The following is a 19,905-nucleotide window of genomic DNA, read 5'->3' on the forward strand; positions in this document are numbered from 1 at the left end:
GGCGTTGGTGACAAGCGCGAGGGACGCCGCGGCGGCGGTGGTGGACCCGGAGATCCGGGTCATCACCATCGACGAGCTGGGCATCCTGCGCGCTGTCGACGAGGAACCGGACACCGGCCGGGTCGTCGTCACCATCACCCCCACCTACACCGGCTGCCCGGCGATGGACGTGATCCGGGAGGACATCCGCCGGGCGCTGGCCGCCGCCGGGCACCCGGACGCCGAGGTCCGCACCGTCTACCACCCGGCGTGGAGCACCGACTGGATCTCCGACACCGGCCGGGCCAAGCTCGCCGCCGCCGGCATCGCCCCACCGGGGCCGCGCGGCGACGATACGGTGGTGCCGCTGACGCTGGCCGTACGCTGCCCGCGCTGCGGGTCGCCGGAAACCACCCAGATCAGCCGCTTCGGCTCCACCGCGTGCAAGGCGCTGTGGCGCTGCCGGTCCTGTTCCGAACCCTTCGACCACCTGAAGGCGCTGTGACTGTCACCATCACCCGGCCGGTGCGCCGCCGGCCGGTCTTCCACCCGCTGCCCGTCGCCGCCGTGGACCGGCTCACCGACGACTCGGTGTCGATCACGTTCGCGGTACCGGAGGAACTGCGCGAGACGTTCGCGTTCTCCGCCGGGCAGCACCTCACCGTCCGCCGCCCGGCCGACGGCGACGGCGACGAGGTGCGGCGGTCGTACTCGATCTGCTCCACCCCCGACGAGCTGGCCCGGCACGGCCGGTTGCGGGTCGGGGTGCGTGAGGTCCCGGGTGGGGCGTTCTCCGCGTACGCCTGCGGCGCGCTGCGCGGCGGCGACACCGTCGAGGTGCTGCCGCCGCTGGGTCACTTCACCTCCGCGTTCACCCCGGACCGGGCCCGCCGGTACGGCGCGGTGGTCGCCGGCTCCGGCATCACCCCGGTCCTCGGGCTGGCCGCGACCGCGCTGGCCACCGAGCCGCGCAGCACGTTCACGCTCGTGTACGGCAACCGCACGGCGAACTCGGTGATGTTCGCCGAGGAGCTGGCCGACCTGAAGGACCGCTACCCGACCCGGCTGCACCTGGTGCACGTGTTGTCCCGGGAGATGGGCGAGTCGGCGCTGCTGTCCGGGCGGATCGACGCCGACCGGCTGACCCGGCTGCTCGACACCGTCGTACCCGGTGACGAGATCGAGGAGTGGTTCCTCTGCGGCCCGTACGGCATGGTGGTGGACGCCAAGGCGGTGCTCGCGGGTCGCGGCGTGCCGGACGCGGCGGTGCACACCGAGCTGTTCCACGTCGACGCTCCGCCGGAGCCGGTGCGGCGGGAGACCGACCGGCCGGGGGCCGGCACCGAGGTGACGATCCTGCTGGACGGACGCTCGTCGAGCTTCACGATGGGCCGGGACGAGCGGGTGCTCGACGCGGCGCTGCGGGTGCGCGGCGAGTTGCCGTACGCCTGCAAGGGCGGGGTGTGCTCGACCTGCCGGGCCAAGGTGACGTCCGGTGAGGTGACGATGGCGCGCAACTACGCGCTGGAGCCCGACGAGGTCGCCGCCGGTTACGTGCTGACCTGCCAGTCCAGCCCGGTCACCGACGAGCTGACAGTCGACTACGACGCCTAGCGGCGCCGCCGCTCAGATCACCACGGGCGGTGCCGTGGCGGCGCGGCCACGGGCCCGGCTGACGTGGCCGCGCCACCCGCCGACGAGCGCGAACAGGGTCCATCCCGCCGCGCCGAACACGAGCATGCTGCGCTTCCCGTCCGGGTCCACGTCCCGCGCGTCGGCCAGTTCCACCTCGCCCCGCGGGTCGACGACAACCGTCAGCCGCTGGCCGACCCGGTAGCCGGGGGAACTGCCCCGGTAGACCAGCGTCTCGTCGAGCAGGCCGGCGTCGCCCTGGAGGACGAACTCGTGCCGCTTGCCGACGGTCTCCACGTCGGTGATGGTCACCTGCTGGGCGACGCCGCGCTGCTGAAGGACCGACTCCGGGGCGAGCTGCACGGTGCCCACCAGCACGAACAGGGCCGGCAGCACCGACAGGAGGGTCAGCCACCAGCCTCGGTGCAGCAGGCGCAGGCCGACAGCGAAGGCGAGGCAACCGGCCAGGGCGACGGAGATCGGCACCGCGATCGGCAGGCCCACGGTGAGGTGGCCGACCACCGCGCTGACCGCGATCACGGCGAGGCCGAAGCCGACGAGCACGGCGGTCATGGTGAGGGACCAGAGGGCGGAGCGGGCGCCGGCCACGCGTACGGGGGTGGGCGGGGGCGATACGACTGACACGCCGAGAGCGTAGACGCGGCCTGCCACGTCCATTTCTTGTCCGAACGGTTCGGACAGCGGTAACCTTCAACTGCCAGGGGCACTAGCCCCGTGGAAGTGGACCCGGCAGCCTTCCGGACGGTGGGTGAGCCGGGTCTCGCGCTGTCTGCGCCTCGTCAGACCTGTCGCGACTCACTGATCATGCGGCGGATGGAGTCCGTCCAGCGCCCGCCTTTGGCCCAGCACCAGGCCAACGCGTCGGGAACGGCCAGCAGACACTCCTCGTGAGCGCGTAGCTGGTCGTACCGCAGCGTTCCATCCACCCCGCACTTCCTGACCTGCTCGAAGAGCAGGCGCTGATCGGCCTGGAAGGTCGAGTCGTCGCGTTCCAGGACGAGGCGGGCAGCCCCGATCTTCGCCGTATGCTCCACCAGAGCGACGAGGCAGGCCTCGCGAGCGACCCGGGCGTTGCGATGTTCCTTCGCGTCGAAGATGACGGCGTGCGCGGAGAGCGCGAGAAACCCGTCGATGATCTGGCGGCGCCGGTCGTCCCTCTCCTTGTGGAAGTGGATGCGGTGCTGGCCGGGCAGGATGAGATCACGAATCGACCGGCGCGCAGCGGTCAGGTCGGCCGGGTGCATGACCACGGCGGCGACGAGTAGCCCTCGCTCCTTGGTCTCGTCGACGAAGACGTGCGCGGTCATGGGACGAGGCCCTCCTGTCGCTGCTCAGACCCGGTCAGGCGTTGACGATTTCCCTGATGCGGTCGAGCTTCTGCCGGGCGGTCAGGCCGGCGGGGTTCTTGGTGCCGATGACGTCCAGCTCCGCTCGGACGTCACAGTCGTCCGGCTGAAGGACGGCATCGATCACACGTGCTCGGGGGCCGCCGTCCCGGACGTAGATCCAGACCGTTTGCGACTGCCGTGGCTCGGTGTTGAGCGCCGCGTCGAGCCGGTGGGGCGGGAAGAAACCCAGGCCGGTCGCCCTGAGCGTGTCGGCGATCTCGGCGAGGACCCAGCGGCCGAGCTTGCGGTAGCCCAACTCGTCCCGCAACTCGCCGAGCGTTGCTTCCGTTAGTCCTCCGTCCGCTCGGCAACGGGCCGCGATGCCTGGAGCGGTGTCGGTCTCGCTCACGTCCCACCCCCATGGCGTCGATGGATATCGAACAAGATGATGCGAGACGCTCACCATCTTGTCAATGAGCCGCCAATGTTTTATTTCGATCTTGACGATATGTTCGGGGAAGTGGGTTCGGCTCACACCGGAGGGCCCGGTACGGCGGCATCCACCGGTGGCGACGTACGCTCGGGGATGTGACGGCGAACCGGGAGATCGACGACATCCTGCAACGCGGCGCGGACGGCGGGCGGATCACGCCCGAGGAGGCGCTGCTGCTCTACACCGACGCGCCCTTCCACGCGCTGGGCGAGGCGGCCGACGCGGTACGGCGGCGCCGCTACCCGGACAACATCGTCACCTACCTCATCGACCGCAACATCAACTACACGAACGTCTGCGTGACGGCGTGCAAGTTCTGCGCGTTCTACCGGGCCCCCAAGCACAAGGAGGGCTGGACCCACCCGACCGAGGAGATCCTGCGCCGTTGCGGCGAGGCGGTCGAGCTGGGCGCCACCCAGGTCATGCTTCAGGGCGGGCACCACCCGGACTACGGCGTCGAGTACTACGAGGAGCTGTTCTCCTCGGTCAAGAAGGCGTACCCGCAGCTCGCCATCCACTCGATCGGCCCGAGCGAGATCCTGCACATGGCGAAGGTCTCCGGCGTGAGCCTGGACGAGGCCATCGCCCGGATCAAGGCCGCCGGCCTGGACTCGATCGCCGGTGCCGGCGCCGAGATGCTGCCGGACCGGCCGCGTAAGGCGATCGCGCCGCTGAAGGAGTCCGGCGCGCGCTGGCTGGAGGTCATGGAGCTGGCGCACCGGCAGGGCCTGGAGTCGACGGCCACCATGATGATGGGCACCGGCGAGACGAACGCCGAGCGCATCGAGCACCTGCGGATGATCCGCGACGTGCAGGACCGTACCGGTGGTTTCCGGGCCTTCATTCCGTGGACGTACCAGCCGGAGAACAACCACCTGAAGGGCCGCACCCAGGCGACCACGCTGGAATACCTGCGCCTGGTCGCGGTGGCCCGCCTGTTCTTCGAGACGGTGCCGCACCTCCAGGCGTCCTGGCTGACCACCGGCAAGGATGTCGGGCAGCTCGCGTTGCACATGGGTGTGGACGACCTCGGCTCGATCATGCTGGAGGAGAACGTCATCTCCTCGGCCGGCGCCCGGCACCGGTCCAACCTGCACGAGCTGATCGGCATGATCCGGTCGGCCGACCGGATCCCGGCCCAGCGGGACACGCTCTACAACCGGCTCGCGGTGCACCACACGCCCGCCGACGACCCGAGCGACGACCGCGTCGTCTCGCACTTCTCGTCGATCGCCCTGCCGGGCGGCGGTGCCGGGAAGTCGCTGCCGCTGGTCGAGGTCAACTGACCGGGTTCCGCCGTTCGGCCGGTCGGCGTCCGTCGTGCGGCCGGAGCTCCGCCCGTTTCCGGTGAAGCTTGCGCCAGAGGTCTTCACCTGCGTGATCACCGGCGGCTAGCCTGCCCGCGCGACACCACCGATCCGGGCCGCGAGCAGGCAGGTAACAGGTCGGCGGCGACCCGGTCGAGCACGGCCCGGTGAGCCGGCGACGCCATTACGCTTGCGGCGTCCGTCGGACCGTCGTCCTCCATCGGCCCATGAGGGCCGTTCACATAACGCACCGCGGCAGGGGCGGGATGGGTGACCATCCCGCCCCTGCCGTCTGCCGGGATCGATCGGAATTCCCACTGCTGGGCGGTGGCGTGACGAGGCGTCGCTCCGGTACCGTCCGTTCGTTCGGTACGTGATCACGTGTCCCTATCCCCGGGGGAACAATGACCTTCCGCTACCGGTCCACGCTGGCCCGCGCCGGCGTCGTGGCCCTGCTCTCCACCGCCGGTCTCGGCGTCGTCGCCGGCCCGGCACAGGCCGCCGACAAGGCCGACCTCCAGCTCATCCCGCTCAGCTACCAGCTCGCCAAGGGCGTCACCGAGGCGAAGGCCAAGCCGTTCAAGTTCCAGGTGAACAACACCCTGGGAACCGTCGACGCGAAGGACGTCCGGGTCACCGTCGAGACGAAGGGCCTCAAGACCGCCAAGGTCGGCGTGCTGGTCCCGGCCGGCTGCGACATCCGTGGCACCACCTTCTCCTGCCTGCTCGGCGACCTGCCCGCCGGCACCACTGAGGACTTCGGCCTCCCGCTGTTCTCCACCGGCGGCAAGGGCGCGGCCGGCACGCTCACGGTCTCGATCAGCGCGGCGAACGGCTCCGGAGTGCTCGACTCGGTCGACCACGACATCACCGTCACCGAGCCGGGATACGACCTCACCACGTGGGTCCAGGACGTGTACGCCGGCGTGAGTGTCGACGGCGACGACGCCGACGAGGCGGGCCTGCGCCCGGTCCGGCCGGGCGAGACCGCGCCGCTGGACTGGGCCGTGTTCAACGACGGCAGCAAGCGCGCCACCGGCATCAAGTACGGGATCGCGCTGCCGGCCGGTGTCACCTTCGCGAAGCTGCCCGACGGCTGCGTCGAGCAGAACCTGGGTGGTTTCCTCAACGCGTACTGCGAGGACCTGGGCGCGGTGCTCAAGCCCGGCCAGTACTACACCGCCGACGTCCGGGTGACTGTCGGCGCGGACGTGACCGAGAAGCTGCTCCGGCCCGGCATCCTCTGGGCCGAGGGCCTGGACGCCGCCTCCGGTGCGCCCGAGGAGGAGCCGCGGGTCGCCAGCTCGGCGCAGCGGCGCGCGTTCGCCGAGACCGACGACGGTGACAACAGCGCGGTGTTCGACGTCTTCGTCGACCAGAGCCCGTCGACCCCGAGCCCGACGCCGACCGCCGGCCCGACCTCGACGCCGACCGCCCAGCCGACGCCCACCGGCGGCGCGACGGCGGTGCCGACCCCGACCGCCGGTGGTGGCACGGGCGGCGGCACCGGCGATGGTGGCCTGCCGGTGACCGGTATGCAGGTCGGCCTGATCGGCGGCGTCGGCGCGGCGGTGCTCGCCGCCGGCGCGGCGCTGATGATGCTGTCCCGCCGCCGCAAGGTGGTCCTCGTCGCTCCGGGCGAGGAGCGCACCGGCGACTGATCGGGGACCGATACGCGACCAGGGCGGGGTGGGTGACCATCCCGCCCTGTCGCGTACCCGGGGGGAGGCCAGGGCGACGCGGCTGGCAGAGTGGAGGGGTGAGCCGTACCCCGCAGGGCCAGCGCGCCAGCCTGGACAAGCAGCCGCACGAGGTCGCCGCGATGTTCGACGGTGTCGCGGCCCGCTACGACCTGACGAACACCGTCCTGTCGTTCGGGCAGGACCGGTCGTGGCGGCGGGCCACCCGGGCGGCGCTCGGGCTGCGGCCGGGCGAGCGGGTGCTGGACGTGGGCGCCGGCACCGGTGTGTCGACCGAGGAACTGGCCCACTCCGGGGCGTACGCGGTCGGCGCGGACCTGTCGCTGGGCATGCTGCACGCGGGTAAGCGCACCCGCCCGGCGGTGCCGCTGCTGGCCGGGGACGCGCTTCGGCTGCCGTTCGCCGACGCCAGCTTCGACGCGGTGACCATCTCCTTCGCGCTGCGCAACGTCAACGACACCGACGCGGCGCTGGCCGAGCTGGCCCGGGTGACCCGGCCGGGCGGGCGGCTGGTGGTCTGTGAGTTCAGCACTCCGGTGAACCCGGCGTTCCGCACGGTCTACCTGTCGTACCTGATGCGGTCGTTGCCGGCGGTCGCCCGCGCGGTGTCGAGCAACCCGGACGCCTACGTCTACCTGGCGGAGTCGATCCGGGCCTGGCCGGACCAGGCGGCGCTAGCCGCACGGATCGGCGCGGCCGGCTGGGGCCGGGTGGCGTGGCGCAACCTGACCGGCGGCGTCGTGGCGCTGCACCGGGCCGTCCGAAACTGACCGTCCGGCCAGCGAACGCTAGTCATTTCGTGAATATCCAATTTTGGTCTACTTTGTTCCGTAGGCTCGCCCCCATGACGGGACCAGACCAGGCCGCCACCGACGACGACGCCGCCGAGCTGATCGCGCAGCTCCGCGAGCTGGCCGGCGCGGATCCCGCCGATGTCCGGCAGGTCGTCGCCGAGGTGCTGGCCGCGCTGGACCGGGCCGCCGGTGGCGCGTTGCGCGACCACCTGCCCGAGGCCATCCGCCTCGACGCCGGGCTCGGACCGGCCGCGCAGGCGCGCCCGTGACCGGTCTCGACGCTCTTACCGGCGCGTTTCCGCGAAGTTAGGCCCCCCTCAGCGCGTACTGGTGTAACGCCGGTCATAGACTCCAACCGGATCGGCTTGTGAAGCATTTCACGAGCATGCGGGAGGAGGCGCGGATGACCGCGGTGGAGAACGACGCCGACGTCATCGTCGTGGGCGCCGGTCCCGGAGGATCGGCCACGGCGTACCACCTGGCGCGGCACGGCGTACGCGTGCTGTTGCTGGAGAAGACGGAGTTTCCCCGGGAGAAGGTCTGCGGCGACGGGCTCACGCCCCGCGCCGTGCGGCAACTGATCCGGATGGGCGTGGACACCTCGCCCGAGGCGGGCTGGCTGCACAACAAGGGCCTGCGGGTGATCGGCGGCGGCATACGCCTGGAACTGGACTGGCCCGACCTGGCCAGCTTCCCCAACTACGGCCTGGTGCGCACCCGGCTCGACTTCGACGACCTGCTCGCCCAGCGTGCGGTCGCCGCCGGGGCGAAGCTGCAGACCAGCGTGAACGTCCTCGGGCCGGTGCTCGGCGCCGACGACCGGGTGATCGGCGTGCAGGCCGAGGTCGGCCCGGACAAGGAACCCGCCACGTTCCACGCGCCGCTCGTGGTCGCCGCCGACGGCGTCTCCGGCCGCTTCCCGCTCGCCCTCGGGCTCGCCAAGCGGGAGGACCGCCCGATCGGCGTGGCCGTCCGCCGCTACTACCGCTCGCCCGCCAAGCACGACGACGACTATCTGGAGTCCTGGCTGGAGCTGCGGGCCAAGGGCAGCGACGCGCTGCTGCCCGGCTACGGCTGGATCTTCGGCCTCGGCGACGGCCGGGTGAACGTCGGCCTGGGCGTGCTGAACTCCTCTTCGGCGTTCGGCAAGACGAACTACCGCAAGCTGCTCACCGACTGGCTCGCGAACACCCCCGAGGACTGGGGGATGACCGACGAGTCCAACGCGGAGGGCCCGATCCTCGGCGCCGCGCTGCCGATGGGCTTCAACCGCGTCCCGCACTACACCCGCGGTGTGCTGCTCGTCGGTGACTCCGGCGGCATGGTCAACCCGTTCAACGGCGAGGGCATCGCGTACGCGATGGAGTCGGGCGAGATGGCCGCGGAGGTCGTGGTGCAGGCACTGGCCCGCCCGGCCGGCGCGGAGCAGGAGCGGGCGCTGATGGCGTACCCGCAGGAGCTGAAGGCCCGCTTCGGCGGCTACTACCGGCTCGGCGGCGTCTTCGTGAAGCTCATCGGCCGCCCCGAGATCATGCGGATGGCGACCAAGCACGGCATGCCGCACCCGATGCTCATGCGCTTCGTGCTCAAGCTGCTGGCCAACCTGACCGACCCGCGCGGCGGGGACGCGATGGACCGGGTCATCAACGCGATGACGAAGGTGGCTCCGGCCGTGTAGAAGACGACCGGCCCGGGGCGGAACGTCCACGGGCCGGACAGAGATCGACCCCCGCCGACCGAGGTCGTGAGGGACGTGAATAGTGTGATTTTGGCCAACCACCGAGGTCAGGGAAGGACGAGCAGGGGACAACGATGACGCTCTCTCCTTACGCACCCATCATCGGGCTGTTCGCCCTCGCTGCGGCGTTCGCGCTGTTCTCCGTGGCCGCTGCCCGACTCGCCGGCCCGCGGCGTCTGAACAAGGCCAAGCTCGAGGCGTACGAGTGTGGCATCGAGCCGAGCCCGCAGCCGGTCGGCGGCGGCCGGTTCCCGATCAAGTTCTACCTGACGGCGATGCTCTTCATCGTCTTCGACATCGAGATCATCTTCCTCTACCCCTGGGCGGTCTCCTTCGACGCCCTGCCGATCTTCGGCTTCGTGGAGATGGTCCTGTTCATCGTCGCGGTCTTCGTCGCGTACGCCTATGTGTGGCGTCGCGGCGGCCTGGACTGGGACTGAGGAGGTAGCAGATGGGCATCGAGGAGAAGCTCCCCTCCGGCGTTCTGCTCACCAGCGTCGAGAAGCTGGTCAACTGGACGCGGAAGACCTCGGTCTGGGGCGCCACGTTCGGTCTGGCCTGCTGTGCCATCGAGATGATGGCGGCGGGCGGCCCGCACTACGACATGGGCCGCTGGGGCATGGAGGTCTTCCGCGCCTCGCCCCGCCAGGCGGACCTGATGATCGTGGCCGGCCGGGTGAGCCAGAAGATGGCCCCGGTCCTGCGCCAGATCTACGACCAGATGGCCGAGCCCCGCTGGGTCATCTCGATGGGCGTCTGCGCCAGCAGCGGCGGCATGTTCAACAACTACGCCATCGTGCAGGGCGTCGACCACGTCGTACCGGTCGACATGTACCTCCCCGGCTGCCCGCCCCGGCCGGAGATGCTCATCGACGCGGTGCTCAAGCTGCGCGAGAAGATCATGCACGAGCCGCTGGGCCCGAACGGCCGCAAGATGCTGGAGGCCCGCCAGGCGCGTGGCGACGTGCCGGTGGTGCCGTACGGCTCGATGCCCTCGTCGTACCGCAGCGACAAGGCCCGGCGTGCCGAGTGGACGAAGGCGGTCCGCGAGGGGCGTGAGGAGCAGCTGCGGATCGAGAACTGGATGAAGGCGCAGAACCACCTTCAGGCGTCGCATAGGGGCCCGAAATGAGTAACGACAAGAACAACGACGGCGGGGTGCCGGTACCCACCACCCCGGCCGGTGCCAGCTCCACCGCCCCGGCGGAGTACCCGCCGGCCAGCCCGGCCGGCCGGGGCATGTTCGGCAACCAGGGCACCGGCGACGTCTCCGGCTACGGCGGCCTGGTCCGCCCGCGCAAGCCCATCGAGGAGGCGGCCCGGCCGTACGGGAGCTACTTCGACGAGGTGCGGGACGCGCTGGAGGAGGCGTACCCGGACTTCGGCGACGCGATCGAGAAGGTCGTGGTCGACCGGGGCGAGCTGACCCTGCACGTCCGCCCGGAGCGGATCGCCGAGGTCTGCCAGGTGATGCGCGACGACCTCGCGCTGCGCTTCGAGCTGTGCTCCTCGGTGTCCGGTGTGGACTACCTGGGCGCGCAGGAGCGCCGCCTGCACGTGGTCTACCACCTGACCTCGATGACCTACCGCCGCAGCGTCCGGCTGGAGGTGGCGGTCTCCGCCGAGGAGCCGCACGTCCCGAGCGTCACCGCCGTCTACCCGACCGCCGACTGGCAGGAACGGGAGACGTACGACATGTTCGGCGTCGTCTTCGACGGCCACCCCGCCCTGACCCGGATCCTCATGCCGGACGACTGGGAGGGGCACCCGCAGCGCAAGGACTACCCGCTGGGCGGCGTCCCCGTCGAGTACAAGGGTGCGGAGATCCCCCCGCCGGACAAGCGGCGGTCGTACCAGTGAGCGCGAGGAGTGCAGCGAAGCGGAGCCCCGCAGTCGCGAACGGAGGGTTGGCAACGTGACCACGTCGAACTACGCGACCGAGCGCGAGACGACCGAGGGCAAGGTCTTCACCGTCACCGGCGGGGACTGGGACGAGGTCGTCTCCGGCACGGACCCGATCAACGACGAGCGGATCGTCGTCAACATGGGTCCGCAGCACCCGTCCACCCACGGCGTGCTCCGGCTGGTCCTGGAGCTGGAGGGCGAGACGGTCCGCGAGGCCCGCTCGGTCATCGGCTACCTGCACACCGGCATCGAGAAGAACCTCGAGTACCGCAACTGGGTTCAGGGTTCGACGTTCGTGACCCGGATGGACTACCTCTCGCCGCTGTTCAACGAGACCGCGTACGCGCTCGCGGTGGAGAAGCTGCTCGGCATCACCGACGACATCACCGAGCGGGCCACCACCATCCGGGTGCTGATGATGGAGCTCAACCGCGTCTCGTCGCACCTGGTCTGGCTGGCGACCACCGCCATGGAGCTGGGCGCGATCAACATGATGCTGTACGGCTTCCGCGAGCGGGAGTACGTCCTCGACATCTTCGAGACCATCACCGGCCTGCGGATGAACCACGCGTACGTGCGGCCGGGCGGTGTGGCGCAGGACGTGCCGGACGACGCGATCCGCAAGATCCGCGACTTCCTCCAGCTCATGCCGAAGCGGCTCAAGGAGTACGAGAACCTGCTGTCCGGTCAGCCGATCTGGCTGGAGCGTACGCAGCACGTCGCGGTGCTCGACGTGACCGCCTGCATGGCGCTCGGCGTCACCGGCCCGGTGCTGCGGTCCGCGGGTCTCGCCTGGGACCTGCGCAAGACGATGCCGTACTGCGGGTACGAGACGTACGAGTTCGACGTGCCGACGCACACCGACGGTGACGTGTGGGGCCGCTACCTGGTCCGGGTGGCGGAGATCCGCGAGTCGCTGAAGCTGATCGAGCAGGCGCTGGACCGCCTGAAGCCCGGCCCGGTGATGGTGTCCGACAAGAAGATCGCCTGGCCGGCGCAGCTCGCCATCGGCGTGGACGGCATGGGCAACTCGCTGGAGCACGTCGCCAAGATCATGGGTCAGTCGATGGAGTCGCTGATCCACCACTTCAAGCTCGTCACCGAGGGCTTCCGGGTTCCGCCGGGCCAGGTGTACGTCGGCATCGAGTCGCCCCGCGGCGAGCTGGGCGTGCACGCGGTGTCCGACGGCGGCACCCGGCCCTACCGGGTGCACTACCGGGAGCCGAGCTTCGTCAACCTCCAGGCCCTCCCGGCGATGGCCGAGGGCGGCCTGATCGCCGACGTGATCGCCGGCGGCGCCTCGCTGGACCCCGTGATGGGTGGTTGTGACCGATGAGCTTTACCGAAACGACTCGCGCCCGGGCTCGGGAGATCATCGCCCGGTACCCGGCGGACCGGTCCCGCTCGGCGCTGCTGCCGCTGCTGCACCTGGTCCAGTCCGAGGAGGGCTACGTCTCCCCGGCCGGTGTCGAGTTCTGCGCCGAGGTGCTCGGGCTCAACAAGGCCCAGGTCGGCGCCGTCGCCACCTTCTACACCATGTACAAGCGCAAGCCCACCGGTGACTACCTGGTGAGCGTCTGCACCAACACCATGTGCGACGTGCTCGGCGGGCAGAAGGTCTACGACACCCTGGCCGAGCACCTCGGCGTCGGGCACGAGGAGACCACCGCCGACGGGAAGATCACCCTGGAGCACGCCGAGTGCCTGGCGGCGTGCGACTACGGCCCGGTGATGACGGTCAACTACGACTTCTTCGACAACGTGGAGCCGCAGGCCGCGCTCGACGTGGTCGAGGAGCTGCGCGCCGGCGGCCGGCCGATGCCGACCCGTGGGGCGCGGCTGTGCACGCTCAAGGAGATGGCGGTCCAGCTCGCCGGTTTCGCCGACGAGCGCGACGGCGCGGTGGCCGACGGCGGGCCGGGCGAGCCGAGCCTGCGCGGTCTGCGCCTGGCCGAGCAGCACGGCGTCTCGGTGCCGGGCTTCGACCCGAAGACCCCGATCCGCAGCAAGGCCGAGGCCGACCGGGCCGCCGCCGAGGCGAAGGCGAAGGCCGAGGCCGAGGCCGCCAAGCCGGCCCCCGCGCCCGAGCCGGCCGCGCCGGAGGCGGCCAGCGGCAGCACCGCGCCGGACGTGAAGGCGCCGGACGACAAGTCGCCGCAGGTGCGTACCGCCGAGACCCGGCAGCCGGACGCGAGCACCCCGGTGCCGGACGCCCCCGGCACCAAGGTTCCGGTGGACGGACCGGCACCGGCGCCGCGCGACGCGCGGGCGGCGGAGGCGGCCGGCGTGGCGTCGAACCCGCCGGCCGGTGACGGCAAGCCCGCCGGCGACGCGGCCGGCGCGCAGGAGCGCAACCTCAAGGAAGCGGAGTCCGGTACGGGCGCGGACGGCGCCGACCCGGCGGACGCGAGCGGAACGGGGGTCCGGAAGTGACCACTCCTCGGCCGGAGACGCTGGCCAAGCTCACGCCGGTGCTCACCAAGCGCTGGCTCTCGCCGGACGCGTGGCGGCTCGGCACCTACGAGAAGCTGGACGGCTACGCCGCCCTGCGCAAGGCGCTCAAGGCGCACCCGGACGACCTGATCCAGCTGGTCAAGGACTCCGGGCTGCGCGGCCGGGGCGGCGCGGGCTTCCCGACCGGTCTGAAGTGGGGGTTCATCCCGCAGGGCGACGGCAAGCCGCACTATCTGGTGGTGAACGCCGACGAGGGCGAGCCGGGCACCTGCAAGGACCTGCCGCTGATGACCCACGACCCGCACTCGCTGGTCGAGGGCGTCATCATCGCCTCGTATGCGATCCGGGCCAACCGGGCGTACATCTACATCCGCGGTGAGGCGGTGCACGCCGCCCGGCGGCTGCGCAGCGCCGTCGACGAGGCGTACGCCAAGGGTTACCTCGGCCGCAACATCCTCGGGTCGGGCTTCGACCTGGACCTGGTGGTGCACTCCGGCGCCGGTGCGTACATCTGCGGTGAGGAGACCGCGCTGCTGGACTCGCTGGAGGGCTTCCGCGGCCAGCCCCGGCTGCGCCCGCCGTTCCCGGCGACCCACGGCCTGTACGCCAGCCCGACCGTCGTCAACAACGTCGGCACCATCGCCAGCGTGCCGTACATCGTGCTCGGTGGCGCGGACTGGTGGAAGACGATGGGCACGGAGAAGTCGTCCGGCCCGATGATCTACTCGCTGTCCGGCCGGATCGCCGAACCGGGCCAGTACGAGTGCTCGATGGGCATCACGCTGCGCGAGCTGATCGAGCTGGCCGGCGGCATGAAGCCCGGGCACAACCTGAAGTTCTGGACCCCGGGTGGCTCGTCGACGCCGCTGCTGACGGCCGAGCACCTGGACGTGCCGCTGGACTTCGAGGGGGTGGCGGCGGCCGGCTCGATCCTGGGCACCACGGCCACGCAGATCTTCTCCGACCAGGACTGCCCGGTGTACGCGACCTACCGGTGGCTGGAGTTCTACCACCACGAGTCGTGCGGCAAGTGCACCCCGTGCCGGGAGGGCAACTACTGGATGGTCCGGGTCTACCGGCGCATCCTGGCCGGCCAGGGCACCCACGAGGACCTGGACACCCTGCTCGACACCTGCGACAACATCCTCGGCCGCTCGTTCTGCGGTCTGGGTGACGGCGCTACCAGCTCGGTGACCTCGTCGCTGAAGTACTTCAAGCAGGACTACCTCGACTACATCGAGGGACGTACCGCGCCGAAGCTGTCGGACAAGCAGCTGGTGGGAGCCCACTAATGACCGACGTAGCCAAGCAGACCGAGACCGTCACGCTGACCATCGACGGCGTCGAGGTCACCGCGCCCAAGGGCGCGCTGCTGATCCGCGTCGCCGAGCAGCTCGGCACCGAGATCCCGCGCTTCTGCGACCACCCGCTGCTGGCCCCGGCCGGCGCCTGCCGGCAGTGCCTGGTGGAGGTGGAGGGCCAGCGCAAGCCGGTCGCCTCCTGCACCCAGACCGTCGCCGACGGCATGGTGGTGCGGACGCAGCTCACCTCCCCGGTCGCCAAGAAGGCCCAGGAGGGGGTGATGGAGCTGCTGCTCCTCAACCACCCCCTGGACTGCCCGATGTGCGACAAGGGCGGCGAGTGCCCGCTGCAGAACCAGGCGATGTCCACCGGCCGGACGGACTCGCGGTTCCACGAGCACAAGCGGGAGTACCCGAAGCCGCTGCCGATCAGCACCCAGGTGCTGCTCGACCGCGAGCGTTGCGTGCTCTGCCAGCGGTGCACCCGGTTCTCCGAGGAGATCGCCGGGGACAAGTTCATCGACCTGATGGGACGCTCCTCGCACGAGGAGATCAACATCTACCGGGACGACGCGTACGGCGAGGAGGGCGACGAGGGGGACGTCCCGTTCAACTCGTACTTCTCCGGCAACACCGTGCAGATCTGCCCGGTGGGCGCGCTGACCGGCGCCCAGTACCGGTTCCGGGCCCGCCCGTTCGACCTGGTCTCCACGCCCAGCGTCTGCGAGCACTGCTCGGCCGGCTGCGCCCAGCGCACCGACTGGCGGCGCGGCAAGGTGCTGCGCCGGCTGGCCGGCGACGACCCGGCGGTGAACGAGGAGTGGAACTGCGACAAGGGCCGCTGGGGCTTCCAGTACACCCGCGCGTTCGACCGGATCAGCACGCCGATGGTGCGCGACGAGAAGACCGGTGAGCTGCGCGAGGCGTCCTGGAGCGAGGCGCTCACCCGGGCCGCCGAGGGGCTGCGCGCGGCCCGTGACGGCGCGACCGGCACGGCGGTGCTGACCGGCGGCCGGCTCACGGTCGAGGACGCCTACGCGTACGCGAAGTTCGCCCGCATCGCGCTGCACACGAACGACATCGACTTCCGGGCCCGCCCGGTCTCCCGCGAGGAGGCCGACTTCCTGGCCAGCAGCGTCGCCGGGGTCACCGACGTGACCTACACGGACGTGGAGAACGCGCCCGCTGTGGTACTCGTCGGCCTGGAGCCGGAGGAGGAGTGCCCGATCCTCTTCCTGCGGCTGCGCAAGGCGTACCTGAAGAAGAAGCTCACCGTGTACGCGCTCGCGCCGTTCGCCACGCGCGGCCTGGAGAAGCTCGGGGCCAAGCTGGCCCGGGTGGTGCCCGGCGAGGAGGCCGGTGTGCTGGCCGAGCACGCCACGGTGGCCGAGGCGCTGGGTCAGCCCGGCGCGATCCTCATCGTCGGCGAGCGCCTGGCCGAGGTGCCGGGCGGGCTGTCGGCGGCGGCGGACGTCGCCCGGCGTACCGGTGCCCGGCTGGTCTGGGTGCCGCGGCGCGCGGGTGACCGCGGCGCTGTCGACGCGGGCTGCCTGCCCAACCTGCTCCCCGGCGGCCGGGTCGTCACCGAGCCGGCCGCGCGCGCGGAGCTGGGCGAGGCGTGGGACATCCCGGCCGGGGTGATCCCCAGCCAGGCCGGCCGCGACACCGACGGCATCCTCACCGCCGCCGCGAACGGCCAGATCGGCGCCCTGGTGGTGGCCGGCGTCGACCCGGCCGACCTGGCCGACCCGCGCCTGGCCGAGTCCGCACTGGACGCGGTGCCGTTCCTGGTCAGCCTGGAACTGCGGATGAGCGCGGTGTCCCGCCGCGCCGACGTGGTCCTGCCGGTCGCGCCGGTGGTCGAGAAGGCCGGCAGCTTCCTGGACTGGGAGGGCCGGCTGCGCACGTTCGAGAAGGTGCTGGACACCGGCGCGATGACCGACGCCCGCATCCTCGACGCGCTCGCCGCGCAGCTCGACGTGCGGCTCGGCACCGGTGACGTGCCGAGCATCCGGCGCGAGCTGGGCGCGCTGCCGCGCACCCGGGTCGAGCGGCCGTCGGCGCCCTCGGTCGAGCCGGCCGCCGTGCGGCAGCCCGGACCGGGCGAGGCGGTGCTCGCCACCTGGCACCAGCTGATCGACCTGGGCAGCCTCACCGACGGCGACGAGCACCTCGCCGGCACCGCCCGCCCGCCGGTGGTCCGGCTCGGCAAGGGCACCGCCGAGGCGCTCGGTGTCGCCGACGGTGACCCGGTCACGGTGGGCACCGACCGCGGCGCGATCACGCTGCCGGCGGCGATCACCGAGATGCCCGACGGCGTCGTCTGGCTGCCGACCAACTCACCCGGCTCCACCGTGCGGCGCGGCCTCGGCGCGACGTCCGGCGACGTGGTGAGCGTCTCCGCAGTCGGGAACGAAAGGTGGGTGCAGTGAACCCCGTCATCCTCGCGGCGCAGGACCCGACGCTTGCCGACTTCGGCAAGGACCCGTGGTGGCTGGTCCTCGGCAAGATCCTGTTCGCGTTCGTCGTCGCCGTGGCGGCCACGCTGCTCGGCGTCTGGTTCGAGCGCCGGGTCGTCGGCCGCATGGCGGTGCGGCCCGGCCCCAACCAGGCCGGCCCGTTCGGTCTGCTCCAGACGCTCGCCGACGGCGTGAAGCTGGCCTTCAAGGAGGACATCCTCCCGCGCAAGGCCGACAAGGTCGTCTACTTCTTCGCCCCGGTGATCTCCGTGGTCTGCGCGGTCACCGCGCTGTCGGTGATCCCGTTCGGGCCGATGGTGAGCATCTTCGGGCACCGGACGCCGCTGCAGGTCACCGACGTGTCGGTGGCGGTGCTGGTGGTGCTGGCCTTCTCCTCGCTCGCCGTCTACGGCATCGTGCTCGGCGGCTGGGCCAGCGGCTCCACCTACCCGCTGCTCGGCGGTCTGCGCTCGGCGGCCCAACTGGTCTCGTACGAGGTCACCATGGGCCTGAGTGTGGTCGCGGTGTTCATGACCGCGGGCACCATGTCGACGAGCGGGATCGTCGCCGCGCAGGGTGACGGCACCCGGCTGAGCATCGGCGGCTTCGACCTCGCCGCGCCCGGCTGGTACGCGATCCTGCTGCTGCCCAGCTTCATCATGTTCTTCATCGCCATCGTCGGTGAGACGAACCGGGCGCCGTTCGACCTGCCCGAGGCGGAGTCGGAGCTGGTGGCCGGCTTCCAGACCGAGTACAGCTCGCTGAAGTTCGCGCTGTTCATGCTCAGCGAGTACGTCGCGATGGTGACCATGTCGGCGTTCACCGTGACGCTGTTCCTCGGCGGCTGGCACGCGCCGTGGCCGATCACGATCTGGTCGGGCGCCAACGACGGCTGGTGGCCGATGCTGTGGTTCTTCGGCAAGGTCATCCTGCTGGTGTTCGTCTTCGTCTGGCTGCGCGGCACGCTGCCCCGGCTCCGGTACGACCAGTTCATGCGGTTCGGCTGGAAGGTGCTGCTGCCGCTGAACCTGGTCTGGATCATGGTGCTCGCCGGGCTGCGCTCGATCGAGGACTGGCAGACCCGGGACCGGCTGCTCGTCACCGCGATCGGCGCGGGCGTGCTGCTGCTGGCCACGCTCTTCTGGCCGTCGCGGAAGAAGGAGCCGAAGCCGTCGCTGCAGGAGCAGGCGGACACCCGGCCGTACGGCAGCTTCCCGCTGCCGCCGATGGATCTTCAGGTTCCGCCGAGCCCGCGTACCAAGCGCGTGCTCGCCGAGCGGGAGCCGGCCAACGTGGTCGCCGGCCCGGACTCCAGGGAGGTGTGACGTGGGCGCGATCACCGGAACGTTCAAGGGCTTCGGTGTCACCTTCTCGCACATGTTCAAGAAGGTCGTCACCACCGACTACCCGTTCAAGCCGCCGGTCTCGGCGCCGCGCTACCACGGGCGGCACATCCTCAACCGGCACCCGGACGGGCTGGAGAAGTGCATCGGCTGCGAGCTGTGCGCCTGGGCCTGCCCGGCCGACGCGATCTACGTGGAGGGTGGCGACAACACCGAGGAGCAGCGCTTCTCCCCGGGTGAGCGGTACGCCAGCACCTACCAGATCAACTACGCCCGGTGCATCTTCTGCGGGCTCTGCATCGAGGCCTGCCCGACCCGTTCGCTCACCATGAGCAACGAGTACGAGCTGGCCCGCGACAACCGGCAGGACCTGATCTTCACCAAGGAGCAGCTGCTCGCGCCGCTGCTCGAAGGCATGGAGCAGCCGCCGCACCCGATGCGGCTGGGCGACAGCGAGAAGGACTACTACGTCGGCGCGCTCACCAACCCGGGCACCTCGGCCGGCGCCGAGCACTCGCCGATGGGCCCCGGCCGGTACCAGGTGGAGGAGCACCCGGGCGTGACCTTCCCCGGCGCCGAGCAGGCCGAGCAGCGGTCCGCCGCCGCGGCGGGCAAGGGAGGCAAGGCATGACCTCGGCAACGGTGCTCGCCGCCGCCGGCCAGGTGTCCGGGGGCGAGGAGGTCACCTTCTGGATCCTCGCCCCGCTGGCCCTGCTCGGCGCGGTCGGCATGGTGTGGGCACGCAACGCGGTCCACTCCGCGCTCTGGCTGGTGCTGACCATGCTCTGTCTGGGCGTGTTCTACGTGCTCCAGGCCGGGCCGTTCATCGGCATGGTGCAGATCATCGTCTACACCGGCGCGATCATGATGCTGTTCCTGTTCGTGCTGATGCTCGTCGGCCGGGACGCGTCCGACTCGCTCATCGAGACGCTGCGCGGCCAGCGGGTCGCTGCCGTGGTCCTCGGGCTCGGCTTCGCCGGCCTGGTGGGCACCGGCCTCTACCGCGCGCTCGACGGCGTCCAGCCGGTCGGGCTCGACGAGGCGAACGGCGAGGGCAACGTCCAGGGCATCGCCCGGCTGCTGTTCACCAAGTACGTCTTCGCCTTCGAGCTGACCTCGGCGCTGCTGATCACCGCCGCCGTCGGCGCGATGGTGCTGGCGCACGTGGAGCGGCGCAAGGCGGACCGGATGGACCAGATCGCCACCATGAAGGCGCGGTTCCGCCCCGGCAACTACCCCGGACCGAAGCCCGGCCCGGGTGTCTACGCCACGTCCTCCTCGGTGGCCACCCCGGCCCGTCTGCCCGACGGCCGGCTGACCGACCGCAGCATCCCGGAGATCATGCCGGTGCGCGAGCTGACGGCCGAGGAGACCGCACCGAAGGGGACTGATCGGTGAGCGCGAGGAGTGCAGCGAAGCGGAGCCCCGCAGTCGCGAACGAAAGGCTGGCA

Annotated in this window: 20 protein-coding genes; 17 read left to right on the plus strand and 3 right to left on the minus strand. The window is 71.1% G+C overall.

Annotated features, from left to right (window positions below; all coding sequences use genetic code 11):
- Window positions 1-7: 7 nt before the first annotated feature.
- Both paaD and paaE read left to right on the plus strand, forming a co-directional pair.
- Window positions 8-484, plus strand: coding sequence for a 1,2-phenylacetyl-CoA epoxidase subunit PaaD (gene paaD, locus NMK34_RS01880; RefSeq protein WP_318331961.1), 477 nt, complete (start codon window positions 8-10; stop codon window positions 482-484).
- The gene (paaE, locus tag NMK34_RS01885) at window positions 481-1,593 is read left to right on the plus strand and encodes a 1,2-phenylacetyl-CoA epoxidase subunit PaaE (protein WP_318331962.1); all 1,113 of its coding nucleotides are present in this window, start codon (window positions 481-483) and stop codon (window positions 1,591-1,593) included. The genes paaD and paaE overlap by 4 nt, the downstream gene beginning before the upstream one ends.
- Window positions 1,594-1,605: 12 nt before the next feature.
- On the opposite strand, the gene NMK34_RS01890 is transcribed toward paaE, so the two are convergent.
- From NMK34_RS01890 to NMK34_RS01900, 3 genes are all read right to left on the minus strand, one after another.
- Window positions 1,606-2,256 carry a hypothetical protein gene (locus NMK34_RS01890; protein WP_318331963.1) on the minus strand — a complete coding sequence of 217 codons (651 nt, stop codon included), beginning with the start codon at window positions 2,254-2,256 and terminating at the stop codon, window positions 1,606-1,608.
- A gap of 155 nt (window positions 2,257-2,411) precedes the next feature.
- On the minus strand, window positions 2,412-2,939 hold the full coding sequence (locus NMK34_RS01895) for a hypothetical protein (protein WP_318331964.1): 528 nt from the start codon (window positions 2,937-2,939) through the stop codon (window positions 2,412-2,414).
- 34 nt (window positions 2,940-2,973) lie between these two features.
- Complete coding sequence (locus NMK34_RS01900) at window positions 2,974-3,369, minus strand: hypothetical protein (protein ID WP_318331965.1); 396 nt, start codon at window positions 3,367-3,369, stop codon at window positions 2,974-2,976.
- 179 nt (window positions 3,370-3,548) lie between these two features.
- On the opposite strand from NMK34_RS01900, the gene mqnC reads away from it, so the two are divergent.
- From mqnC to NMK34_RS01975, 15 genes are all read left to right on the plus strand, one after another.
- Window positions 3,549-4,739, plus strand: coding sequence for a cyclic dehypoxanthinyl futalosine synthase (gene mqnC / locus NMK34_RS01905; RefSeq protein ID WP_030500766.1), 1,191 nt, complete (start codon window positions 3,549-3,551; stop codon window positions 4,737-4,739).
- Between the two features lie 425 nt (window positions 4,740-5,164).
- The gene (locus NMK34_RS01910) at window positions 5,165-6,421 is read left to right on the plus strand and encodes a cell wall anchor protein (RefSeq protein ID WP_318331966.1); all 1,257 of its coding nucleotides are present in this window, start codon (window positions 5,165-5,167) and stop codon (window positions 6,419-6,421) included.
- Between the two features lie 98 nt (window positions 6,422-6,519).
- Window positions 6,520-7,230, plus strand: coding sequence for a demethylmenaquinone methyltransferase (locus NMK34_RS01915; RefSeq protein WP_318331967.1), 711 nt, complete (start codon window positions 6,520-6,522; stop codon window positions 7,228-7,230).
- A gap of 74 nt (window positions 7,231-7,304) precedes the next feature.
- On the plus strand, window positions 7,305-7,523 hold the full coding sequence (locus tag NMK34_RS01920) for a hypothetical protein (protein WP_030273586.1): 219 nt from the start codon (window positions 7,305-7,307) through the stop codon (window positions 7,521-7,523).
- Between the two features lie 134 nt (window positions 7,524-7,657).
- Window positions 7,658-8,932: a geranylgeranyl reductase family protein gene (locus NMK34_RS01925; protein ID WP_318331968.1), complete on the plus strand. Its 1,275-nt coding sequence runs from the start codon at window positions 7,658-7,660 to the stop codon at window positions 8,930-8,932.
- 134 nt (window positions 8,933-9,066) lie between these two features.
- A complete protein-coding gene (locus NMK34_RS01930) occupies window positions 9,067-9,432 on the plus strand; it encodes an NADH-quinone oxidoreductase subunit A (protein WP_013283601.1) in 366 nt (121 codons plus the stop codon).
- An 11-nt stretch (window positions 9,433-9,443) separates the two neighbouring features.
- Window positions 9,444-10,124, plus strand: coding sequence for a NuoB/complex I 20 kDa subunit family protein (locus NMK34_RS01935; RefSeq protein WP_013283602.1), 681 nt, complete (start codon window positions 9,444-9,446; stop codon window positions 10,122-10,124).
- On the plus strand, window positions 10,121-10,852 hold the full coding sequence (locus NMK34_RS01940) for an NADH-quinone oxidoreductase subunit C (RefSeq protein ID WP_318331969.1): 732 nt from the start codon (window positions 10,121-10,123) through the stop codon (window positions 10,850-10,852). Before NMK34_RS01935 ends, NMK34_RS01940 begins: the two co-directional genes overlap by 4 nt.
- A 55-nt stretch (window positions 10,853-10,907) precedes the next feature.
- On the plus strand, window positions 10,908-12,233 hold the full coding sequence (locus NMK34_RS01945; protein WP_013283604.1) for an NADH-quinone oxidoreductase subunit D: 1,326 nt from the start codon (window positions 10,908-10,910) through the stop codon (window positions 12,231-12,233).
- A complete protein-coding gene (gene nuoE, locus NMK34_RS01950) occupies window positions 12,230-13,330 on the plus strand; it encodes an NADH-quinone oxidoreductase subunit NuoE (protein WP_318331970.1) in 1,101 nt (366 codons plus the stop codon). Before NMK34_RS01945 ends, nuoE begins: the two co-directional genes overlap by 4 nt.
- Window positions 13,327-14,643: an NADH-quinone oxidoreductase subunit NuoF gene (nuoF, locus tag NMK34_RS01955; protein ID WP_318331971.1), complete on the plus strand. Its 1,317-nt coding sequence runs from the start codon at window positions 13,327-13,329 to the stop codon at window positions 14,641-14,643. Before nuoE ends, nuoF begins: the two co-directional genes overlap by 4 nt.
- Window positions 14,643-17,084 carry an NADH-quinone oxidoreductase subunit G gene (locus NMK34_RS01960; RefSeq protein WP_194802035.1) on the plus strand — a complete coding sequence of 814 codons (2,442 nt, stop codon included), beginning with the start codon at window positions 14,643-14,645 and terminating at the stop codon, window positions 17,082-17,084. Before nuoF ends, NMK34_RS01960 begins: the two co-directional genes overlap by 1 nt.
- On the plus strand, window positions 17,081-18,436 hold the full coding sequence (gene nuoH, locus NMK34_RS01965) for an NADH-quinone oxidoreductase subunit NuoH (RefSeq protein WP_318331972.1): 1,356 nt from the start codon (window positions 17,081-17,083) through the stop codon (window positions 18,434-18,436). Before NMK34_RS01960 ends, nuoH begins: the two co-directional genes overlap by 4 nt.
- Before the next feature lies 1 nt (window position 18,437).
- On the plus strand, window positions 18,438-19,085 hold the full coding sequence (gene nuoI, locus NMK34_RS01970) for an NADH-quinone oxidoreductase subunit NuoI (RefSeq protein WP_318331973.1): 648 nt from the start codon (window positions 18,438-18,440) through the stop codon (window positions 19,083-19,085).
- On the plus strand, window positions 19,082-19,852 hold the full coding sequence (locus tag NMK34_RS01975) for an NADH-quinone oxidoreductase subunit J (RefSeq protein ID WP_135242896.1): 771 nt from the start codon (window positions 19,082-19,084) through the stop codon (window positions 19,850-19,852). The genes nuoI and NMK34_RS01975 overlap by 4 nt, the downstream gene beginning before the upstream one ends.
- Window positions 19,853-19,905 lie beyond the last annotated feature (53 nt).

It is taken from the genome of Micromonospora sp. BRA006-A (assembly GCF_033433935.1).
GTDB lineage: Bacteria > Actinomycetota > Actinomycetes > Mycobacteriales > Micromonosporaceae > Micromonospora > Micromonospora aurantiaca.